We start from the raw sequence: 17239 nt of genomic DNA, 5'->3' as shown, positions 1-17239 counted from the left end.
TGCCCCGGTTAAAAGGGCGCAGGGTTTTATTCTGGCTATCTGCTTGAGAAAAAAGAGGGGGCAATGATTCGTCTGAGTCATTGCCCCCTTTTTATATATGACTGTGCTCGACGCCCGACTCCAGTGCTCTACTTCTCTGTCGCAATATCAGCACAATCGGCGCCCGGAACGCTGGACCGGGCCAGGCGATAGATGGATGCGCAGTAGAACAGCAGCGCCAAGGCCGCCAGCAAGCCGCCGGCCAAGCCGATATAGGCGAACCCGAGTTGGCCCCCTACCCAGCTGCCAAGCAGCGCGCCGCCGCCGATGCCGATATTGTAGATCCCCGAAAACAGCGCCATTGCCACATCGGTAGCGTCCGGAGCGAGCACCAGGACCCTGGACTGCAGCGCCAGCCCGAAGCCCATGATCGCCATCCCCCAGATCAGGCTGAGTCCGCCCAGGTACGAGACCTCCCCGCTCAATGGCAACAGCAATGCCAGGCACAGAATGAGCAACGCCACCGTCACCAGCAGAAAGCGCTGCGGGCTGTAGCGGTGAAACCTGCTGAACAACAGCGAGCCGAAGATACCGGCGCCACCGAACAGCAGCAGGATGAGGGTCACCACATCGCCACTCAAGCCGGCCACCACCTTGATGAAAGGCTCGATATAGCTGTAGGCCGTGAACTGCGCGGTGACCACCAGGGCCGTCAGCACATAGAGCGCCATCAGCGCAGGGCGCTTGAACAGCACCGGCAGGCTTCTGAGAGAACCCGAGTTCTGGCTGGGCAACAACGGCAGGCTCCTGGCCAGCCAGAACACCAGCGCGGTGGCCAGGCCAGCAATCACGATAAAGGTGGTCCGCCAGCCCATGGCCTCGCCCAGCAACCGGCCGAGGGGAATACCCAGCACCATCGCCAGGGAAGTACCGGTGGCCAGCAAACCCAGGGCCTGGACCTGTTTTCCCGGTGGTGCCAGACGCACCGCCAGGGACGCGGTAATGGACCAGAACAGCGCATGGGACAAGGCCACACCGACCCGGCTCAGCAACAGCATGCCGAAACTCGTGGCCAGCCCCGACAGGATGTGACTGGCAATGAACATCCCGAACAGCACGAGCAACAGCTTGCGTCGCTCGACGTTGCGCGTCAGCAGCATGACCGGCAGCGAAGTCAGGGACACTATCCAGGCATAGAGAGTGAGCATCAGACCGACCCGGGCCGTCGACAGGTCGAAGCTGCTGCCGATCGAGCTCAATAGCCCGACGGGGACGAACTCCGTGGTGTTGAACACAAAGGCCGCCAACGTCAGTGCGATGACCGCCCGCCAATTACCCTTAGTTGTCGCCACGGAGATACTCATTTAAAGGTGCACCACTCTATCGATGGTCAATCAGGCCCAGACCTTCGCAAACCCTGTGCCAAACACCCACTCACAAAGGCAGGGCGCACGGTCAGGAACATGTAGGCGCCGAACAGGATCTGCGCCAGCGTACAGGACAAGGGGAAAGCAGCGTCATCCCGCACTGCAGAGGAGCAACGGACCGAAACTCGGCCACTGCCGACGGAAACGAAAAAAGGGTCCCGAATGGGACCCTTTTTCGATGAGCTACAGACCTTTGAGAATCTGTAGCTCTATGTTTGGAGCGGGAAACGAGACTCGAACTCGCGACCCCGACCTTGGCAAGGTCGTGCTCTACCAACTGAGCTATTCCCGCAAATGGCGTCCCCTAGGGGACTCGAACCCCTGTTACCGCCGTGAAAGGGCGGTGTCCTAGGCCACTAGACGAAGGGGACACGCTACCCGGAACACATGGTGTGTGTTTCGGTGTCCAGACCCGCCTCCGAAGACTCGGTTCTGGTTTCACTCAGCCCCGCCCGAAAGCAGTGCCGTTTAAAATTGGAGCGGGAAACGAGACTCGAACTCGCGACCCCGACCTTGGCAAGGTCGTGCTCTACCAACTGAGCTATTCCCGCATTGGCGTCCCCTAGGGGACTCGAACCCCTGTTACCGCCGTGAAAGGGCGGTGTCCTAGGCCACTAGACGAAGGGGACACGCTACAACATTCACTCCCTGCCGCGTTTCGCTGTGTGCTTTACGCTGCAAGTGGCGCGCATTCTATGGATGGATTGGAGGGTCGTCAACCCCCTGATATAAATTTATTTAAATCAATGACTTCGGGGTGGTTTGCGAGCCCTTTCGGGCATTTGTGCAGCCTGTGCCTTGACGCCTATATTCTGACACTCGACAAGACGCTATAGTCCACATCCTTAGGTGATGGCAATATGAAACCAGCCAGACATTTCCTATATAAGCAGAGAATCGGCCTGTTTCTGCTCGTCGACCTGCGCTAGGCGCCCCAAGGCTAAGTCACTACACTCGCCACTCGTACGCGAACCCCAGAAAGAGGTCTTACACGGTGACACCACTCATGATCACCCTGCTAGTAGTAGCCGGGATCGTAATATTGATCGCCATTGGCTACATGAACCATGTGGTGGAAAACAACAAACTGGAAAAGGCCCGTACCAAGGTCGAACTCAATGACCGCCTGCGCCGCTGCGGCGAAATCACCGAGACCTTCCCCGGCCAGTTCATGTCGCCAGGGCTCAAGCTGCTGATGACCCGCCTGGAACTCAACGTCGTTCAGCGTCTGTTGAACCTGAACAAGACCGATGCCGCGCTCAAGGCGCGTATCGCCGAGTTGAACGCGCTGGTCGGCCAGGGCGAATCGATTCCGGTCAACAACCCGCCCTGCCCGATCCAGACCGAAGCCAAGGCCAAGGACGTGCGCTTTCTCCTGGAAGCCCTGCATGGCCAGGTGACTCGCGCCGCCCAGGACGGCTTCCTGCCGACCAACGAAGCCAAGCACTGGATCCGGGAAATCCGCCACATCCTGGTGCTGCTGCACATCGAGTTCTTCAACAACCTCGGCCAGTACGCCCTGCAGCAGGAACAACCCGGCCAGGCGCGCCTGGCGTTCGAGCGCGGCGTGCAATACCTGCGCAAGCAGCCGGACCCGGCGGTCTATCGGGAACAACTGGAGTACCTGGAAAAACTCCTGGCCCGCTCCAACGCGATGGTGCTGACCAACACCCAGCCGGTCGAAGGCGAGGTCAACCAATTGACCGAAGGCCTGAAGGTCGTCGAAGCCGACGCCGACTGGAAGAAGAAAGCCATTTACGACTGACCGGCAACGGCCGCGCGAGCCACTCGCACGGCACGGTCTATAAGGCTGCGCCCCTGGCGGCGCAGCCTGTAGCAAGCATCAGCGGCATTACAACCGGAAATGCCCGACCATCCCCTTCAACTCCACCCCCAACTGCGCCAGCTCGATGCTCGACGCCGCATTGCCCTGCATGGCCAGTGACGACTGATCGGCACTGGCGCGGATGCTGGTGACGCTGCGGTTGATCTCTTCGGCGACCGAGCTTTGTTGCTCGGCGGCCGCGGCGATCTGCTGGTTCATCTGCTGAATCAGCGACACCGCCGTGGCGATGCTGCCCAGCGCGCTTTCGGTCTGCAGCGCATCGCTGACCGCCAGCTTGACCAGTTCGCCGCTGCTCTGGATCTGCTGCACCGAGGACTGCGCCGCCGAGCGCAAGGCACTGACCAGGCGCTCGATCTCTTCGGTGGATTGCTGGGTGCGCTTGGCCAGGGCCCGCACTTCGTCGGCCACCACCGCGAAGCCCCTGCCCTGCTCGCCGGCACGCGCCGCTTCGATGGCCGCGTTCAGCGCCAGCAGGTTGGTCTGCTCGGCGACACTCTTGATCACGCTGAGCACGGTGCCGATGTTCTGGATCTCGGCGCTGAGGCTTTCGATGCTGGAGCTGGCGCTGGTGGCCGAATCCGCCAGCTGTTCGATGCGCTGCATACTCTGGCGCACCACCTGCTGGCCACTTTCCACCTTGTCGTCGGCGGTCTGCGCCGCCTGCGCGGCTTCTTCGGCGTTGCGCGCGACGTCGTGCACGGTGGCGGTCATCTGGTTCATCGCAGTCGCCACCTGCTCGGTTTCTTCCTTCTGGCTGCTGACTTCCAGATTGGTCTGTTCGGTCACCGCCGACAGCGACTGGGCCGAGCTGGCCAACTGTTCGATGCCTGCCTGCAGGCCGCTGACAATACCGCTCAGGCCGCTACCCATCTGTTGCATCGCCAGCATCAGTTGGCCGATTTCGTCCCGGCGCGTCACCTCCACCGTCGCGCTCAGGTCACCGGCGGCGATCTGCTGCGCCACGCGCATCACGCTGCGCAGCGGAGTGACGATCAAACGGGTAATGATCCAGGCCGCCAACACGCCCACCAGCAACGCCAGGGCCGAAGACGCGACGATCAATAGCGAGTTCTTTTTCAGCTCCGCCTGCATCGACTGATCCTGCGCGCCGTACGCCTGGTCGACCCGCTCCATCACCTGCGCGGCGCGCTCGTGCAGTTGCTGATAGACCTTTTTCTCCTGCGCCAGCAAGCCGGTGTATTCGGCGAGCTTCTCGCTGAAACCACCGATATGCCCGACCACTTCGTTGAGCACCGTCTGATAACCGGCGTCCTTGACCAGGGTCTTGAGCTGCTCGGCCTGGGCCAGGGCCTGGTCGGCCTGCTCGATCTTGCCCTGCTCGACCTCTTCCTCGCCCTTGCGGCTCTGGTCCAGGCGCACCCGGGCTTCGTTCATCGCTTGCAGCATCAGGCGCGAGACCTGGCTGACCTGATTGGCCTGCTCGACGAACTCGCTGCCCTCCTTGCCGGCGGACTCCTTGAGGCTATAGGTACCGTCGTCGGCCAGGCCGGCCTGCAGCACGTCGAGGTTGTTGGCCACGCTGGACACTGACCAACTGGCCATTTCCAGCGCCAGGTCCTTGGCCTGGGTCAGCTCGACGAACTCGTCGAAGGCCTTGCGGTAAGCCCCCAGCGCCTGCTCGACATCGGTCATCACCGGCACATTCGCCGCCGAACGTTCCTTGAGCTGCGCCGCCAGGGCCAGCAAGGCGTCGATGCCCTCGTGCAAGGCGTCCGCGGTTTTGGCGTCACCGTGCAAGGCATAGTTCTGTTCGAGCAGGCGGACCTTGAGCAAGCCGCTGTTGAGTGACGACATCTGCTTGAGGCCATCGAAACGCTGGCTGATGGTCTGCAGGGACCAGACGCCGATGGCGGCTACCAGCGCCGTCAGCAGCAGCACCAGGGTGAAGCCGACACCCAGTTTTTTCGCCATGCCGAGGTTGGCAAAACGTCCGTTCGTGGCCGAATTCATTGCGCTCAGTCCCCTTCCAGTCCCCAATGGCAACAGGGCCATTGTCCAGTTTTGCAGGTTCGCAACGGGCTGCACTGGAGCACAAGTCTCTGGCGTCGGAATAATGGCAAAAAGCTACGTTCAGGTCGTTTTCAGAATGGTCGAGGTCGATCCGGTACAACCCAGGCAACGCTTGGTCACCAGGGCCGCCCCTAAGGCAGACGAGCGTCAGATGGCGGTGGCGCCACCGTCGACCGCCAGCGCATGGCCGGTGGTGAAGGCCGCGCCGTCGCTGCACAGATACAGCACCGCGCTGGCGATTTCCTCGACCTTGCCGATCCGCCCGACCGGGTGCATGGCCGCGGCGAATTCGGCTTTCTTCGGATCGGCCTCGTAGGCGCGGCGGAACATATCGGTGTCGATCACCGCCGGGCACACCGCGTTAACCCGGATTTTCTTCTTCGCATACTCGATGGCCGCCGACTTGGTCAGGCCGATCACCGCATGCTTGGAGGCGGCATAGATGCTCATCTTCGGCGCCGCGCCGAGGCCGGCCACCGACGCCGTGTTGACGATGGCCCCGCCGCCCTGGGCGAGCATCAGCGGCAACTGGTGCTTCATGCACAGCCAGACGCCCTTGACGTTGACTCCCATGATCGCGTCGAACTCGTCCAGGGTGCCGTCCGCCAGCTTGCCCTTCTCGATTTCGATCCCGGCATTGTTGAAGGCATAGTCGAGGCGGCCGTAGCTGCTTACCACCTGGGCCATCAGGTTCTGCACATCCGCCTCGTCGGTAACGTTGCAGCGCACGAACAGTGCCTCACCACCGGCGGCGCGAATCAATTGCACCGTGCCTTCGCCACCGGCGACGTCGAGGTCGGCCGCCACCACTTGCAGCCCCTGCGCGGCGAACGCCAGGGCCGTGGCCCGGCCAATACCCGCCGCTGCGCCAGTGACCAAAACGACCTGGCCGGAAAACGTCATGCTCATGGTGATGCCCTCGATGGAATGCATGGATCGTATTCGCCCAGTCTAGGCACAGGCAACGAGCACGCGGCAGCACTATCAGAGGGCCGGTTGCCCACTTATCCGCGATGGTGATGAAGGCTGCAATACCACCATCACGCCTCTGGATCGCCCCCTATTCGCTACAGCGGCAAACCTTGCGGCATCAGGGCTGAAGGTCTATCAACTAGGGTTCCATCGATTCTTGAGTGCCTGCCATGACCACCCAGACCAATCGCCAGTTTCTGCTCGCCAAACGCCCGGTGGGCGCGGCGACCCGCGAAACCTTCACCTACCAGCAGGTTCCCGTCGGCGAACCCACGGCCGGGCAGATCCTGGTGAAGAATGAGTACCTGTCCCTCGACCCGGCCATGCGCGGCTGGATGAACGAAGGCAAGTCCTACATCCCGCCAGTGGGCATCGGTGAAGTGATGCGCGCCCTGGGCGTGGGCCAGGTGATCGCCTCGAACAACCCCGGCTTCGCCGTCGGCGACTATGTCAATGGCGCCCTGGGCGTGCAGGACTATTTCCTCGGCGAGCCGCGCGGCTTCTATAAGGTCGATCCGAAACTGGCGCCGCTGCCACGTTATCTGTCGGCCCTGGGCATGACCGGCATGACCGCCTATTTCGCCCTGCTGGACGTCGGTGCGCCAAAAGCCGGTGAAACCGTGGTGCTGTCGGGCGCGGCCGGCGCGGTGGGCAGCATTGCCGGGCAGATCGCCAAGATCAAAGGCTGTCGGGTGGTCGGCATCGCCGGTGGCCAGGACAAGTGCAAGTTCCTGATCGACGAACTGGGCTTCGATGGCGCGATCGACTACAAGAGCGAAGACGTCCATGCCGGCCTCAAGCGCGAATGCCCGAAAGGCGTCGATGTGTATTTCGACAACGTCGGCGGCGACATTCTCGATGCGGTGCTCAGCCGCCTGAACTTCAAGGCGCGGGTGGTGATCTGCGGCGCCATCAGCCAGTACAACAATAAGGAAGCGGTCAAGGGTCCGGCCAACTACCTGTCGTTACTGGTCAATCGCGCGCGCATGGAAGGTTTTGTGGTGATGGACTACGCCGCCCAGTTCGCCGCCGCCGGGCAGGAAATGGCCGGCTGGATGGCCAAGGGGCAGCTCAAGAGCAAGGAGGATATCGTCGAAGGCCTGGAGACCTTCCCGGAAACGCTGATGAAGCTGTTCAGCGGCGAGAACTTCGGCAAGCTGGTATTGAAGGTCAGTTGATCATCGAGGGCTGAAACGCATCGCAGGCAAGTCGGATCGCCGCCCGCGCGCTCCTACATGAAGATGTGGAGCGCGACTTGCCCGCGATGGGTCTTGCGGGCGCAGCTTACGCCAGCTCGGCCACCACGGCCGCCAGGGCCTTGGCCGGGTCGGCCGCCTGGCTGATCGGACGGCCGATCACCAGGTAATCGGAACCGGCATCCAGCGCCTGGCGCGGGGTGAGGATACGGCGCTGGTCGTCCTGGGCGCTGCCTGCCGGACGGATCCCCGGGGTCACCAGTTGCAGCGACGGGTGCGCGGCCTTCAGCGCCTGGGCTTCCAGGGCCGAACAGACCAGGCCGTCCATGCCGGCCTTTTCCGCCAGGGCGGCGAGGCGCAGCACCTGCTCCTGCGGCTCGATATCCAGGCCGATGCCGGCCAGGTCTTCACGCTCCATGCTGGTCAGCACGGTCACGCCGATCAGCAGCGGTTTCGGGCCGCTGCGCTGGTCCAGCACTTCGCGGCAGGCCGCCATCATGCGCAAGCCACCGGAGCAGTGCACATTGACCATCCACACGCCCATCTCCGCGGCGGCCTTGACGGCCATCGCGGTGGTGTTGGGGATGTCATGGAATTTCAGGTCGAGGAAGACTTCAAAACCCTTGTCGCGCAGGGTGCCGACGATTTCCGAAGCGCAACTGGTGAACAGTTCCTTGCCGACTTTGACCCGGCACAGCTTGGGGTCCAGCTGATCAGCCAGTTTCAGTGCGGCGTCACGGGTGGGAAAGTCCAGGGCGACGATGATAGGAGTCTGGCAGGCGGACATGAAGGGGCTCTCAGGCAAGTCGAAATCGGCGCGGATTGTAGCGCAAGCGACGGCGCTCCGGGACCCGATGATCGGTAATTCATCGCCAACGGCAGCTTGCGTATCGATAAAACCGTGCAAATGCCCGACCCTGGCGGCAATTGTGTCGAGCCCGATACACTCCCGACACGCCGGCAACAACCCGCCCGGCTACCCTCGCCAGCCGCAACACTCCCGAACAGCACTTCCAGCCCCAGGGCCGGACGCCTATGCTGAAGCCACCACCTCGCCGCCCATCTTTGTGGTTGGCAGCCTACCTGGCAGACGATCGCACGCATGCACAACATTCCAGCTCCCCTCAATGACGATCAGAAAGCACCTGGCACGGGTGACGACAAGCGCTGGAACACCCGGGCGCTGATCGTCGACGACGATGTACCGATCCGCGAACTGCTGATCGACTACCTGGCCCGCTTCAATATCCACGCCACCGGCGTGACCGACGGCGCGGCGATGCGCCAGGCCTTGCAGGCGGAACACTTCGACGTGGTGGTGCTCGACCTGATGCTGCCCGGCGAGGATGGCCTGTCCCTGTGCCGCTGGCTGCGCACCGAATCGGACATCCCGATCCTGATGCTCACCGCCCGCTGCGAACCCACCGACCGGATCATCGGCCTGGAGCTGGGGGCCGACGACTACATGGCCAAGCCCTTCGAGCCCCGGGAACTGGTGGCGCGGATCCAGACTATCCTGCGCCGGGTCCGCGACGACCGCACCGAGCAGCGGGCCAATATCCGCTTCGACAACTGGCGCCTGAACAGCGTGCTGCGCCAGTTGATCTCCGCCGACGGTCTTGTCGTGCCGCTGTCCAACGCCGAGTTCCGCCTGCTCTGGGTGTTCATCGAACGCCCGCGCCGGGTGCTGAGCCGCGAACAGTTGCTGGACGCCGCCCGTGGGCGCTCCATCGAAGCCTTCGATCGCAGCATCGACCTGCTGGTCTCGCGCCTGCGGCAGAAGCTCGGCGACGACCCGAAATCGCCGCAGTTGATCAAGACCGTGCGCGGCGAAGGCTACCTGTTCGACGCCCGAGACATCGGCTGATGCGTGGGCGCTTCGATACGCTGTTCGGCCGCCTGTTCGGGGTGCTGCTGATCGCGATCGTGCTCGCCCACCTGCTCGCCTTCTTCTGGTTCCGTCTCTACGGCCCGCCTCCGCGCCCGCCGGCCAGCGAATTCAGCGGCCAGTCACAGCCCGGCGGCGGGCGTTTCGAGCCGCGGCCACCACGTCCCTGGTTCGGCGGCCCGATCGTGCCGCTGACCTTCCAGTTCATCTCGCTGATCATCGCCGCCTGGTACGGCGCCAAGCTGTTGACCCGGCCGATCCAGCGCCTGAGCGACGCCGCCGAGCGCCTCAGCGAAGACCTCGACAGCCCGCCGCTGGACGAGTCCGGCCCGCGGGAAGCGCGGCAGGCGGCCCATACCTTCAACCTGATGCAACGGCGTATCCAGGAGCAGGTCAAGCAGCGCGGGCGCATGCTCGGCGCGGTTTCCCATGACCTGCGCACGCCCTTGTCGCGCCTCAAGCTGCGGCTGGAACAGATCGAGGACAACAAGCTACAGGGCCAGATGCGCCAGGACCTCGACGACATGATCAGCATGCTCGACGCGACCCTGAGCTACCTGCACGAACAGCGCACCAGCGAAGCCGTGCAGTGGATGGATGTGCAGGCGCTGGTGGAGTCGCTCTGCGAAAACGCCCAGGACCAGGGCGCCGACGTGCAGACCGACGGCCATTGCACGCCCCTGCAAGTGCAGCCGATGGCCCTGCGCTCCTGCCTGAACAACCTGCTGGACAATGCCCTGCGCTATGCCGGGCATGCCCGCATCAGCCTGCAGGACAGCCGCGAGCAGGTGCTGATCCGGGTCATCGACCATGGCCCGGGCATCGCCGAAGATCAGCGCGAAGCCGTGTTCGAACCCTTCTACCGGCTGGAAGGCTCGCGCAACCGCAATTCCGGCGGCGTCGGCCTGGGCATGACCATCGCCCGCGAGGCCGCCGAACGCCTGGGCGGGCAACTGCACCTGGAAGAAACCCCCGGTGGTGGCCTGACCACCGTGGTGCGCCTGCCCCGCGCCTGAATCGCCCGTGTGCCGGGCGGTACCCGGCTCCCGTCCACGAACCTTGCCCCCGGCGGCGTTGACGTCGCCGCCTGATCATCCGCCACCACCGTACCGCTGTAGCTGCTGCCGAGCAGCGGCTACAGGCGCTTGTCTTCGCCCCGCGCCTGGCTCGCGCTCCAGTCGGTCAACAGGCTGTAGGCCACGGCCAATAGAGTCGGGCCGATGAACAGGCCGATGAAACCGAACGCGATCAGTCCGCCGAAGACCCCGAGCAGCACGATCACCAGCGGCAGGTTGCCGCCGCGGCTGATCAGGTAGGGTTTGAGCACGTTATCGACGCCACTGATGATGAAGGTGCCCCAGATACCGAGGAACACCGCCATCCCGTATTCGCCCTTCCAGGCCAGCCAGGCGGTGGCCGGAATCCACACCAGCGGTGGGCCCATGGGAATCAGGCTGAGCAGGAAGGTGACGATCCCCAGCACCAGCGCACCCGGCACGCCGGCGATCAGGAACCCGATCAGGGCCAGGACTGCCTGGGCCGCGGCGGTGCCGATCACTCCGTTGACCACCCGCTGCACCGTACCGGCCACCAGCTCGATGTAGTAGCCGGCGCGGTCGCCGATCAGCCGCTCCAGCAGCCCGTGGACGAACGCCGCCAGGCGCGGCCCGTCGCGATAGAAGAAAAATACGAAGACGATGCTCAGGGTCAGCTCGAGGATCCCGCCACCGATCTGCGCGCTGCGGGCCAGCAGCCAGTTGCCGACCTGCCCCAGGTAGGGCTTGATCGCCAGCATCATCGCCGCGCCCTGCTGGTCGATGCTGTTCCACAGCCCCACCAGCCGTTCACCGACGAAGGGCACGCCGGCCAGCCAGCTCGGCGCTGCGGGCAGGCCATCGACCTGCACATCCTTGATAAAGGCGGTGGCGTCACGCACATGGTCGGCCAGGTTGAAGCCGAGCCAGACCAGCGGCGCCGCCACCAGCAGCATCCAGCCCAGGGTCAGCACGGCTGCGGCCAGGGCCTCGCGGCCATTGAGCCAGCGGGTCAGCAGGCGCATCAGCGGCCAGCTGGCAAACGCCAGGACCGCCCCCCAGAATAACGCGGACCAGAACGGCGCCATGACCCAGAAGCTGGCGCCGAACAGCACCAGAAGCAGGATCTGCACCAACAGGCGATCATTATTGAGCATTTGGGATCTCGAGAAAGGTCAACTCACCAAGCGTAGGCGAACGGTGGATGCCCGTTCGCCCAAGCCCGTTCAATGCAGCGGTTCAGCGCAGCAGCTCAAGACGCAGGCCAGGCGCCTCGCTGCTGCCGGTTTCCATGCGTGCCGCCCGCACGCCCTGGCCGATCAGGGCCTGGCGCCAGGCTTCGGCATTCGGCCCGGAAACACTGACCCGCAAGGTGGTATCGAGGTTCAACCCGCGCGACAGCAAGGTCAGCCAGGTCGGCTGGGGCTCGCCGCCGAGCTTGGGCAGGTCCAGCTCGCCGGTGTCCTTGAGCTGGCGCAACAGGGTGGCCGAGGTCGGCAACAACTCGCCCAGGGGGGTGCTGGCGTCGAATTGCTCGACATGCAGGTACGCCCGGCGGTTGCCGCGGGTAATGCTGTACAGGGCCACCAGCGAATTGTCGTTGGGCGCGGCCAGGCGCAACAGCAGGTACGCCTGCTGGGCATCGGCGCCATACAGCTTGGCGTTGCCGAACACCTCGTTGGCCCACAGGCTGCTTTCCCCGCAATCGCGGGCCTGGCACCAGAACAACAGTTCGGCGCCCTGCCCCTGCAAGGCTTCGCGGGCGGCGGTAAAGGCTGCGGTCGAGGAATGCTCCGGCGGCAACTCGTAGGTCACCGAAGTCGTGGTGCCACGAGCGCCGACCTGGCCATCGAAACGCAACTGGCCGCTGATCTTGCGGATCGAGCCCATGGGGTAGATCCGCTCCATCTCGGCCGCCGGACGATAGTCGACGATCTGCGCGTCAGGCATGCGCGGCACGATCGGCAAGTCATGGCTGCCGGGCAAATCGGCGGCGAACAGCAAGGGGCTGACAGCGGACAACAGCAGGACACTGAATAAACGCATGGGTGCTCTCATCGGATCAGCATGGCCTGGGCGCCCTTGATGACACTGGCGTCATCCGTGCGTTGCGGGACCAGCAGCCCGCGCTGCACCGCCGGCCGCGCCTCGAGGGTCGCCATCCAGCGTTGCAGGGCCGCCAGGCCGTCCACCGAAACCCCGGACCATTCATGGCCGCGCACCCAGGGAAAGGTGGCGATATCGGCAATGCTGTAGTCGCCGGCAAGGAACTCGACCTCCTGCAAGCGGCTGTCGAGCACCTCGTACAGGCGCCGGGTTTCATGCTGGTAACGATCGATGGCGCCCTGGAGCTTTTCCGGAAAATAACGGAAGAACACGTTGGCCTGGCCCTGCATCGGACCGATGCCGCCCATCTGGAACATCAGCCACTGGATCACCCGGGAACGGCCCTGGGGATCGCTGGGCAGCAGTTGCCCGCTGAGTTCAGCCAGGTAGATGAGAATCGCGCCGGACTCGAACACCGCGAAATCACCGTTGGCGCGGTCGACAATCGCCGGAATCCGGCCATTGGGATTGATCTTGAGAAAGCCTGGAGCCTTTTGTTCCTTCTTGTCGAAACTCAGGGCATGCACCGTATAGGGCAGGCCGAGTTCCTCGAGCACGATAGAGACCTTGTGGCCATTCGGGGTCGCAGCGGTATAGAGATCTATCATGGTTGTCTCCCATTTCAACCCGCCCAGCCTCGACAGTTGCCCGCTGCAAGTCAAGAAACGGCGAAAAACCTATTGAAACAGTCTGCAACAAGGATCGCGCCGTCTTCGTCGTTCAAGTGCAGGTGATGGCCTCCGGGCAGCTGTTCCCGGCTGAAGGGTAGCCGCTCCAGCAACTCTGTGTGCTTGGCCAGCATGCCGTCGGCCGCCACCACCAGATGGGCCGGACAGGCCAGGCGCTGGACGAACGTCAGGGCCTGCTCCTGGGTCAGGCGCAGCGGCGAAGCCAGGGTCAGGCGGCTGTCGCTGCGCCAGGTATAGCCCTCCGGGACCGGCATCAGGCCGCGTTGCGCGAGCAGTTCGGCGGCTTCGCGGCTGACCGCGACCATGCCCTTCATCCGCGCCTCGATGGCGCGGTCCAGGGTGGCGTAGACCGGCTTGCGCTTGCCCCGCAGGTCCAACTGGGCCTGCAGGGCCATGCCCATGCGCTCGGCGGCGTTTTCCCCGCTGGCGGTCGGCGGAATCACCCCATCGATCAGCGCCAGATGGCTCACTCGCTCGGGCAACGAGCCGGCCAACACCAACGAGACGATCGCCCCCAGGGAATGCCCGAGCAGGCCAAAGCGTTTCCAACCCAGTTGCTCGGCAACCTGCAAGACGTCATACACGTAATCCCAGAGCACATAGCTGGCGCCCAGGGGGCGGTGTCCGGAATGGCCATGCCCGGCCATGTCCAGGGCGACGATGCGCAAGCCACGCAGCCGGGGCGCCAGCCGCGCAAAGCTGTTGGCGTTGTCCAGCCAGCCGTGCAAGGCAATGACCGGCAGGCCGTCCTCGGGGCCGAACAGGTGCGCCGCCAGCTCGATATGCGGCAGGCTCAGGCGGACTTCTTCCACCGCGGCGCTCATGCGCAGCTCCGTTCGGCGCGGGCCTGCCAGCGGCTGAAGAGTTTTTTCAGCAGGGCCGCAGTGTCCTGCGGGCGCTCCAGCGGGAACATGTGCCCGCCCGGCATGCTCAGGGACTCACCATGGGGCATGCGCCCGACACTGCTGGCGTGGTGCTTCATCACCACCCGGCTCTGGCGCCCGCGCACCACCGCCAGCGGCACCTTCAACTGCCGGGGGCGGCCCGGGCTGGTGTGCGGCACACCGCGATAGATGCTGATCTCGGTGGCCGGGTCGAAACGCAGCCGCAAACGGCCGTCGACCTGATGCAGGCCATGTTGCAGGTAGGCGTCGAAACACTCGGGGTCGAAGCCGCGGAACAGGGTCTTGCCGGCAAAATACTTGCGCGCCGACTCCAGGTCGCTGAACTCCTCGCGGCGGCCCAGGGTCCGGCCGGCGGGGGTCAGGCGATCGATGAAACCGAACCGCTTGGCCGCGCGAATCACCCATTGATCGGCACGGGTCAGCACCGGCGAATCGAGCATCACCACCCCGCGATACAGCTCCGGACAACGCAGCGCCGCATGCAGATGCAGGACGCCGCCGAAGGAATGGCCGACACCCCACACCGGCTCGGCCTGCTGTTGCAGATGGTGGATCAGTTCGTCCACCAGGTTCAGCCAGTTGTCGTCCGCCGGAAAGCGCGGATCGTGGGCGTGCTGCTGCAAATGCGCCACCTGATATTCGGGTGCCAGGGCGGCGAACAACTTGCCATAGGTACCCGAGGGAAATCCGTTGGCGTGAGTGAAAAACACCTGTTGCGACATACCGGCTAACTCATGAACAAAAAACGATGGCTGATTGTCCGCATGCCATTACCCGGCGGCAATGACAGTAACGGTCAAGAATGATGACACTCCGCTTCAGCCTATGGGTGCCACTCAACGTGCCGGCGGCGTCTGCCCCAGGGGCACCACGGCCATGGTCAGGCGCGATACGCAGCTGGCCTTGCCTTCGTCGCTGCAGAGGCGAATATCCCAGACATGGGTGGTACGCCCGATATGAATCGCCCTGGCCACCGCTGTCACCCGGCCGGAGCGCAGGCCGCGCAGATGGTTGGCATTGATCTCCAGGCCCACGCAGTAGAACTTGCTGGCGTCGATGCACAGGTAGCTGGCCATGGAGCCGACCGTTTCCGCCAGCACCACCGAGGCGCCGCCGTGCAGCAGGCCATAGGGTTGATGGGTGCGATGGTCGACCACCATGCTGGCGGTCAAGGATTCGTCGTCGAAGGACTCGAAGCGGATGTCCAGCACCTCACCGATGGTGTTTTTCTGGATCGCGTTCAGTTGCTCGATGTTCGGGGTGGTACGCCATAGGCTCATCACTGCATCCTTTAGGGTGGTTATCCGCGCTCAATCCTGCCACAGCACCGCTTCGGAGCGCTCGCTCCACTCTTTGAAGCGCTCGCCGTAGGCGGCTTCGATGACATTGCGCTTGATCTTCAGGGTCGGGGTCAGAAAGCCATTTTCCACCGCCCAACTGTCCTTCACCACCACCAGGCGGTGCAAGCGTTCATGTTTGTCGAGCGCGCCATTGACCTCGTCAAGCAGGCTTTCCAGGCTCGCATGCAGGCCACCACGGGCGTTGCCTGCGGCGTCCTGCAAACCGGCCGCGGACAACACGCACAAGCCCAGCGGCGCACTCAGGCCATCGCCGACCACACACACCTGCTCGATCCGCGAATGCACCGCCAGGCGGTTCTCGATCGGCGCCGGGGCCACGTACTTGCCCTTGCTGGTCTTGAAGATCTCCTTGAGCCGCCCGGTCAGGCGCAGATTGCCCTCGGCGTCCTGCTCGCCCTTGTCGCCGGTACGCAGGAAACCATCCGCGGTGACGGTTTCCGCGGTCTTCTGCGGGTCCTTGAAGTAGCCGAGCATGGTCGCCCCGCTGCGCACCTGGACCTCTCCGGCCTCGTCGATCCGTACCTCGACGTCCGGGCAGGGCCGGCCGATCCAGCCGGGTACATGCTGGCCGCTGCGGCCGATGTGAGAATAACCGCAACTTTCGGTCATGCCGTACACCTCCAGCACGTCGAGGCCCAGGCGCTGATACCAGTCCAACAGGGTCTGCGGCACCGGCGCGGCGCCGGACAAGGCGACCCGCAGGGCGTCCAGCCCCAGCCCGGCCAGCACCTTGTGCCCGACCCGCTTGCCGATGAAAGGCAGGCCCAACAGGAAGTCCAGGCGCTTGGCCGGGACCTTGCTGTACACGCCCATCTGGAACTTGGTCCAGATCCGCGGTACGCCGAACAGCGCCGTGGGCCGCGCCCGCTGCAAGTCGGTGAGAAAGGTCTCCAGGCTCTCGGCGAAGAACACCGTCTGCCCGGTATAGATCGCCGCCATCTCGACGAACATGCGCTCGGCCACATGGCACAGCGGCAGGTAGGACAGTAGCCGGTCCGTCGGCCCGAGGCCGAACAGCTGGGTGCCGCGTGAAGCCGCGAAACCCAGGGTGCCGAAGCTGTGCATCACGCCCTTGGGCAGGCCGGTGGTGCCCGAGGTGTAGATGATGGTCGCCAGTTGCTCGGCGGCGGGGTTGGGGTCGTCCTGGATCGGCGAGCACTGCTGCAACTCGTCCCAGGTGAAGTCGAAGCGGCCTTCGGGACAGATCGGCAGGCTGATGGTGGGCAGCCCGGGCTTCACGCCGGGGGCCATCGCCGGCCAGTCGTCGAGCTTGCCGATGAACACCAGGGCCGACTCGGAATGCTCCAGCACCTGGGCCACCGAATCGGCGGTCAGGTTGGGATACAGCGGCACGGAAACGTGACCGGCCATCCAGATCGCCAGGTCGGCGATGATCCAGTGGGCGCAGTTCTTGGAAATGATCGCGACATGACTGCCCGGCGGCAGCTCGCGGGCGCGCAGCCAGTGGGCGGCGCAGCGGGCCTGGTGGCCGACGTCGGCCCAGGTTAGTTCTTCGACCCGGCCACCACCCAGGGGCTGGACCAGGAAACGTTGGCGGGGATGACGAGCTTCGCGCTCGTAGAACACTTCCAGCGGCAAACGAAAAGCAGCAGACATGCGACTCGCTCCTTTGTTTTTGTTCTGATCGTGAGGCTAGCCAACCAAGCACTTGCTCGGGCGACTATTCCACGCACAAAGGAACGCTGCAAGTTAAGAAATGTAGCGAAAAGAACAGATCGTGGTAGGAGCGAGGCTTGCCCGCGATAAGAGGAACGCGCTGCTTCAGACAGTCCACGCCGCTTCCT

At 64.1% G+C, this 17239-nt stretch carries 15 protein-coding genes, 4 tRNA genes and 1 pseudogene; 4 read left to right on the top strand and 16 right to left on the bottom strand.

The genetic code is table 11. The features are described 5' to 3' along the window. Positions 1–128 precede the first annotated feature (128 nt). The 5 genes from C4K27_RS08990 to C4K27_RS08970 form a co-directional block, all read right to left on the bottom strand. On the bottom strand, positions 129–1343 hold the full coding sequence (locus tag C4K27_RS08990; RefSeq protein WP_053260181.1) for a sugar transporter: 1215 nt from the start codon (positions 1341–1343) through the stop codon (positions 129–131). Between the two features lie 279 nt (positions 1344–1622). Beyond that, positions 1623–1698 (bottom strand) — tRNA-Gly (locus C4K27_RS08985). 3 nt (positions 1699–1701) lie between these two features. Next, positions 1702–1777, bottom strand: a tRNA-Glu gene (locus C4K27_RS08980). Positions 1778–1881: 104 nt separating this feature from the next. Next, a tRNA-Gly gene (locus tag C4K27_RS08975) sits at positions 1882–1957 on the bottom strand. A 2-nt stretch (positions 1958–1959) separates the two neighbouring features. Next, positions 1960–2035: transfer RNA gene (locus tag C4K27_RS08970), tRNA-Glu, on the bottom strand. A 365-nt stretch (positions 2036–2400) separates the two neighbouring features. Between C4K27_RS08970 and C4K27_RS08965 the strand changes: the two genes are divergently transcribed. Continuing rightward, positions 2401–3171: a hypothetical protein gene (locus C4K27_RS08965; RefSeq protein ID WP_081002234.1), complete on the top strand. Its 771-nt coding sequence runs from the start codon at positions 2401–2403 to the stop codon at positions 3169–3171. Between the two features lie 87 nt (positions 3172–3258). Here the strand turns inward: C4K27_RS08965 and C4K27_RS31720 are convergent, their stop codons facing one another. From C4K27_RS31720 to C4K27_RS08955, 3 genes and pseudogenes are all read right to left on the bottom strand, one after another. After that, on the bottom strand, positions 3259–3963 hold the full coding sequence (locus C4K27_RS31720; protein WP_394325639.1) for a methyl-accepting chemotaxis protein: 705 nt from the start codon (positions 3961–3963) through the stop codon (positions 3259–3261). Between the two features lie 207 nt (positions 3964–4170). Then, positions 4171–5067, bottom strand: a pseudogene (locus C4K27_RS31715) (methyl-accepting chemotaxis protein); the annotation flags it as partial. Positions 5068–5430: 363 nt separating this feature from the next. Next, a complete protein-coding gene (locus tag C4K27_RS08955) occupies positions 5431–6192 on the bottom strand; it encodes an SDR family oxidoreductase (protein ID WP_053260601.1) in 762 nt (253 codons plus the stop codon). Positions 6193–6425: 233 nt separating this feature from the next. On the opposite strand from C4K27_RS08955, the gene C4K27_RS08950 reads away from it, so the two are divergent. Then, positions 6426–7433 (top strand): NADP-dependent oxidoreductase, encoded by a 1008-nt coding sequence (locus C4K27_RS08950; RefSeq protein ID WP_053260178.1) that lies wholly within the window; start codon positions 6426–6428, stop codon positions 7431–7433. A gap of 106 nt (positions 7434–7539) precedes the next feature. Here the strand turns inward: C4K27_RS08950 and pyrF are convergent, their stop codons facing one another. Next, positions 7540–8238: an orotidine-5'-phosphate decarboxylase gene (gene pyrF / locus C4K27_RS08945; protein ID WP_007931610.1), complete on the bottom strand. Its 699-nt coding sequence runs from the start codon at positions 8236–8238 to the stop codon at positions 7540–7542. A gap of 315 nt (positions 8239–8553) precedes the next feature. On the opposite strand from pyrF, the gene C4K27_RS08940 reads away from it, so the two are divergent. Both C4K27_RS08940 and C4K27_RS08935 read left to right on the top strand, forming a co-directional pair. Next, entirely contained in the window at positions 8554–9318 is a 765-nt protein-coding gene (locus tag C4K27_RS08940) for a response regulator (RefSeq protein ID WP_007931608.1), read from the top strand. After that, entirely contained in the window at positions 9318–10355 is a 1038-nt protein-coding gene (locus C4K27_RS08935) for a sensor histidine kinase (RefSeq protein WP_053260177.1), read from the top strand. The genes C4K27_RS08940 and C4K27_RS08935 overlap by 1 nt, the downstream gene beginning before the upstream one ends. 119 nt (positions 10356–10474) lie before the next feature. Here the strand turns inward: C4K27_RS08935 and C4K27_RS08930 are convergent, their stop codons facing one another. The 7 genes from C4K27_RS08930 to C4K27_RS08900 all read right to left on the bottom strand — a co-directional run bounded on the left by C4K27_RS08930 (position 10475) and on the right by C4K27_RS08900 (position 17051). Then, a complete protein-coding gene (locus C4K27_RS08930) occupies positions 10475–11530 on the bottom strand; it encodes an AI-2E family transporter (RefSeq protein WP_053260176.1) in 1056 nt (351 codons plus the stop codon). An 82-nt stretch (positions 11531–11612) separates the two neighbouring features. After that, positions 11613–12419, bottom strand: coding sequence for a DUF4892 domain-containing protein (locus C4K27_RS08925; RefSeq protein WP_053260175.1), 807 nt, complete (start codon positions 12417–12419; stop codon positions 11613–11615). An 8-nt stretch (positions 12420–12427) separates the two neighbouring features. Beyond that, positions 12428–13087, bottom strand: a complete 660-nt coding sequence (locus tag C4K27_RS08920) for a glutathione S-transferase family protein (RefSeq protein ID WP_007931599.1) — start codon at positions 13085–13087, stop codon at positions 12428–12430. Positions 13088–13137: 50 nt separating this feature from the next. Then, on the bottom strand, positions 13138–13992 hold the full coding sequence (locus C4K27_RS08915; protein ID WP_053260174.1) for an alpha/beta hydrolase: 855 nt from the start codon (positions 13990–13992) through the stop codon (positions 13138–13140). After that, complete coding sequence (locus C4K27_RS08910; RefSeq protein WP_053260173.1) at positions 13989–14795, bottom strand: alpha/beta fold hydrolase; 807 nt, start codon at positions 14793–14795, stop codon at positions 13989–13991. The genes C4K27_RS08915 and C4K27_RS08910 overlap by 4 nt, the downstream gene beginning before the upstream one ends. A gap of 114 nt (positions 14796–14909) precedes the next feature. Further along, positions 14910–15353 (bottom strand): hotdog fold thioesterase, encoded by a 444-nt coding sequence (locus tag C4K27_RS08905; RefSeq protein WP_053260172.1) that lies wholly within the window; start codon positions 15351–15353, stop codon positions 14910–14912. 30 nt (positions 15354–15383) lie between these two features. Beyond that, complete coding sequence (locus tag C4K27_RS08900; RefSeq protein ID WP_053260171.1) at positions 15384–17051, bottom strand: AMP-binding protein; 1668 nt, start codon at positions 17049–17051, stop codon at positions 15384–15386. Between the last annotated feature and the right edge of the window lie 188 nt (positions 17052–17239).

The organism is Pseudomonas chlororaphis subsp. chlororaphis, from assembly GCF_003945765.1.
Classification (GTDB): domain Bacteria; phylum Pseudomonadota; class Gammaproteobacteria; order Pseudomonadales; family Pseudomonadaceae; genus Aquipseudomonas; species Aquipseudomonas chlororaphis.
This window is presented reverse-complemented; position numbering and strand designations above follow the sequence as displayed.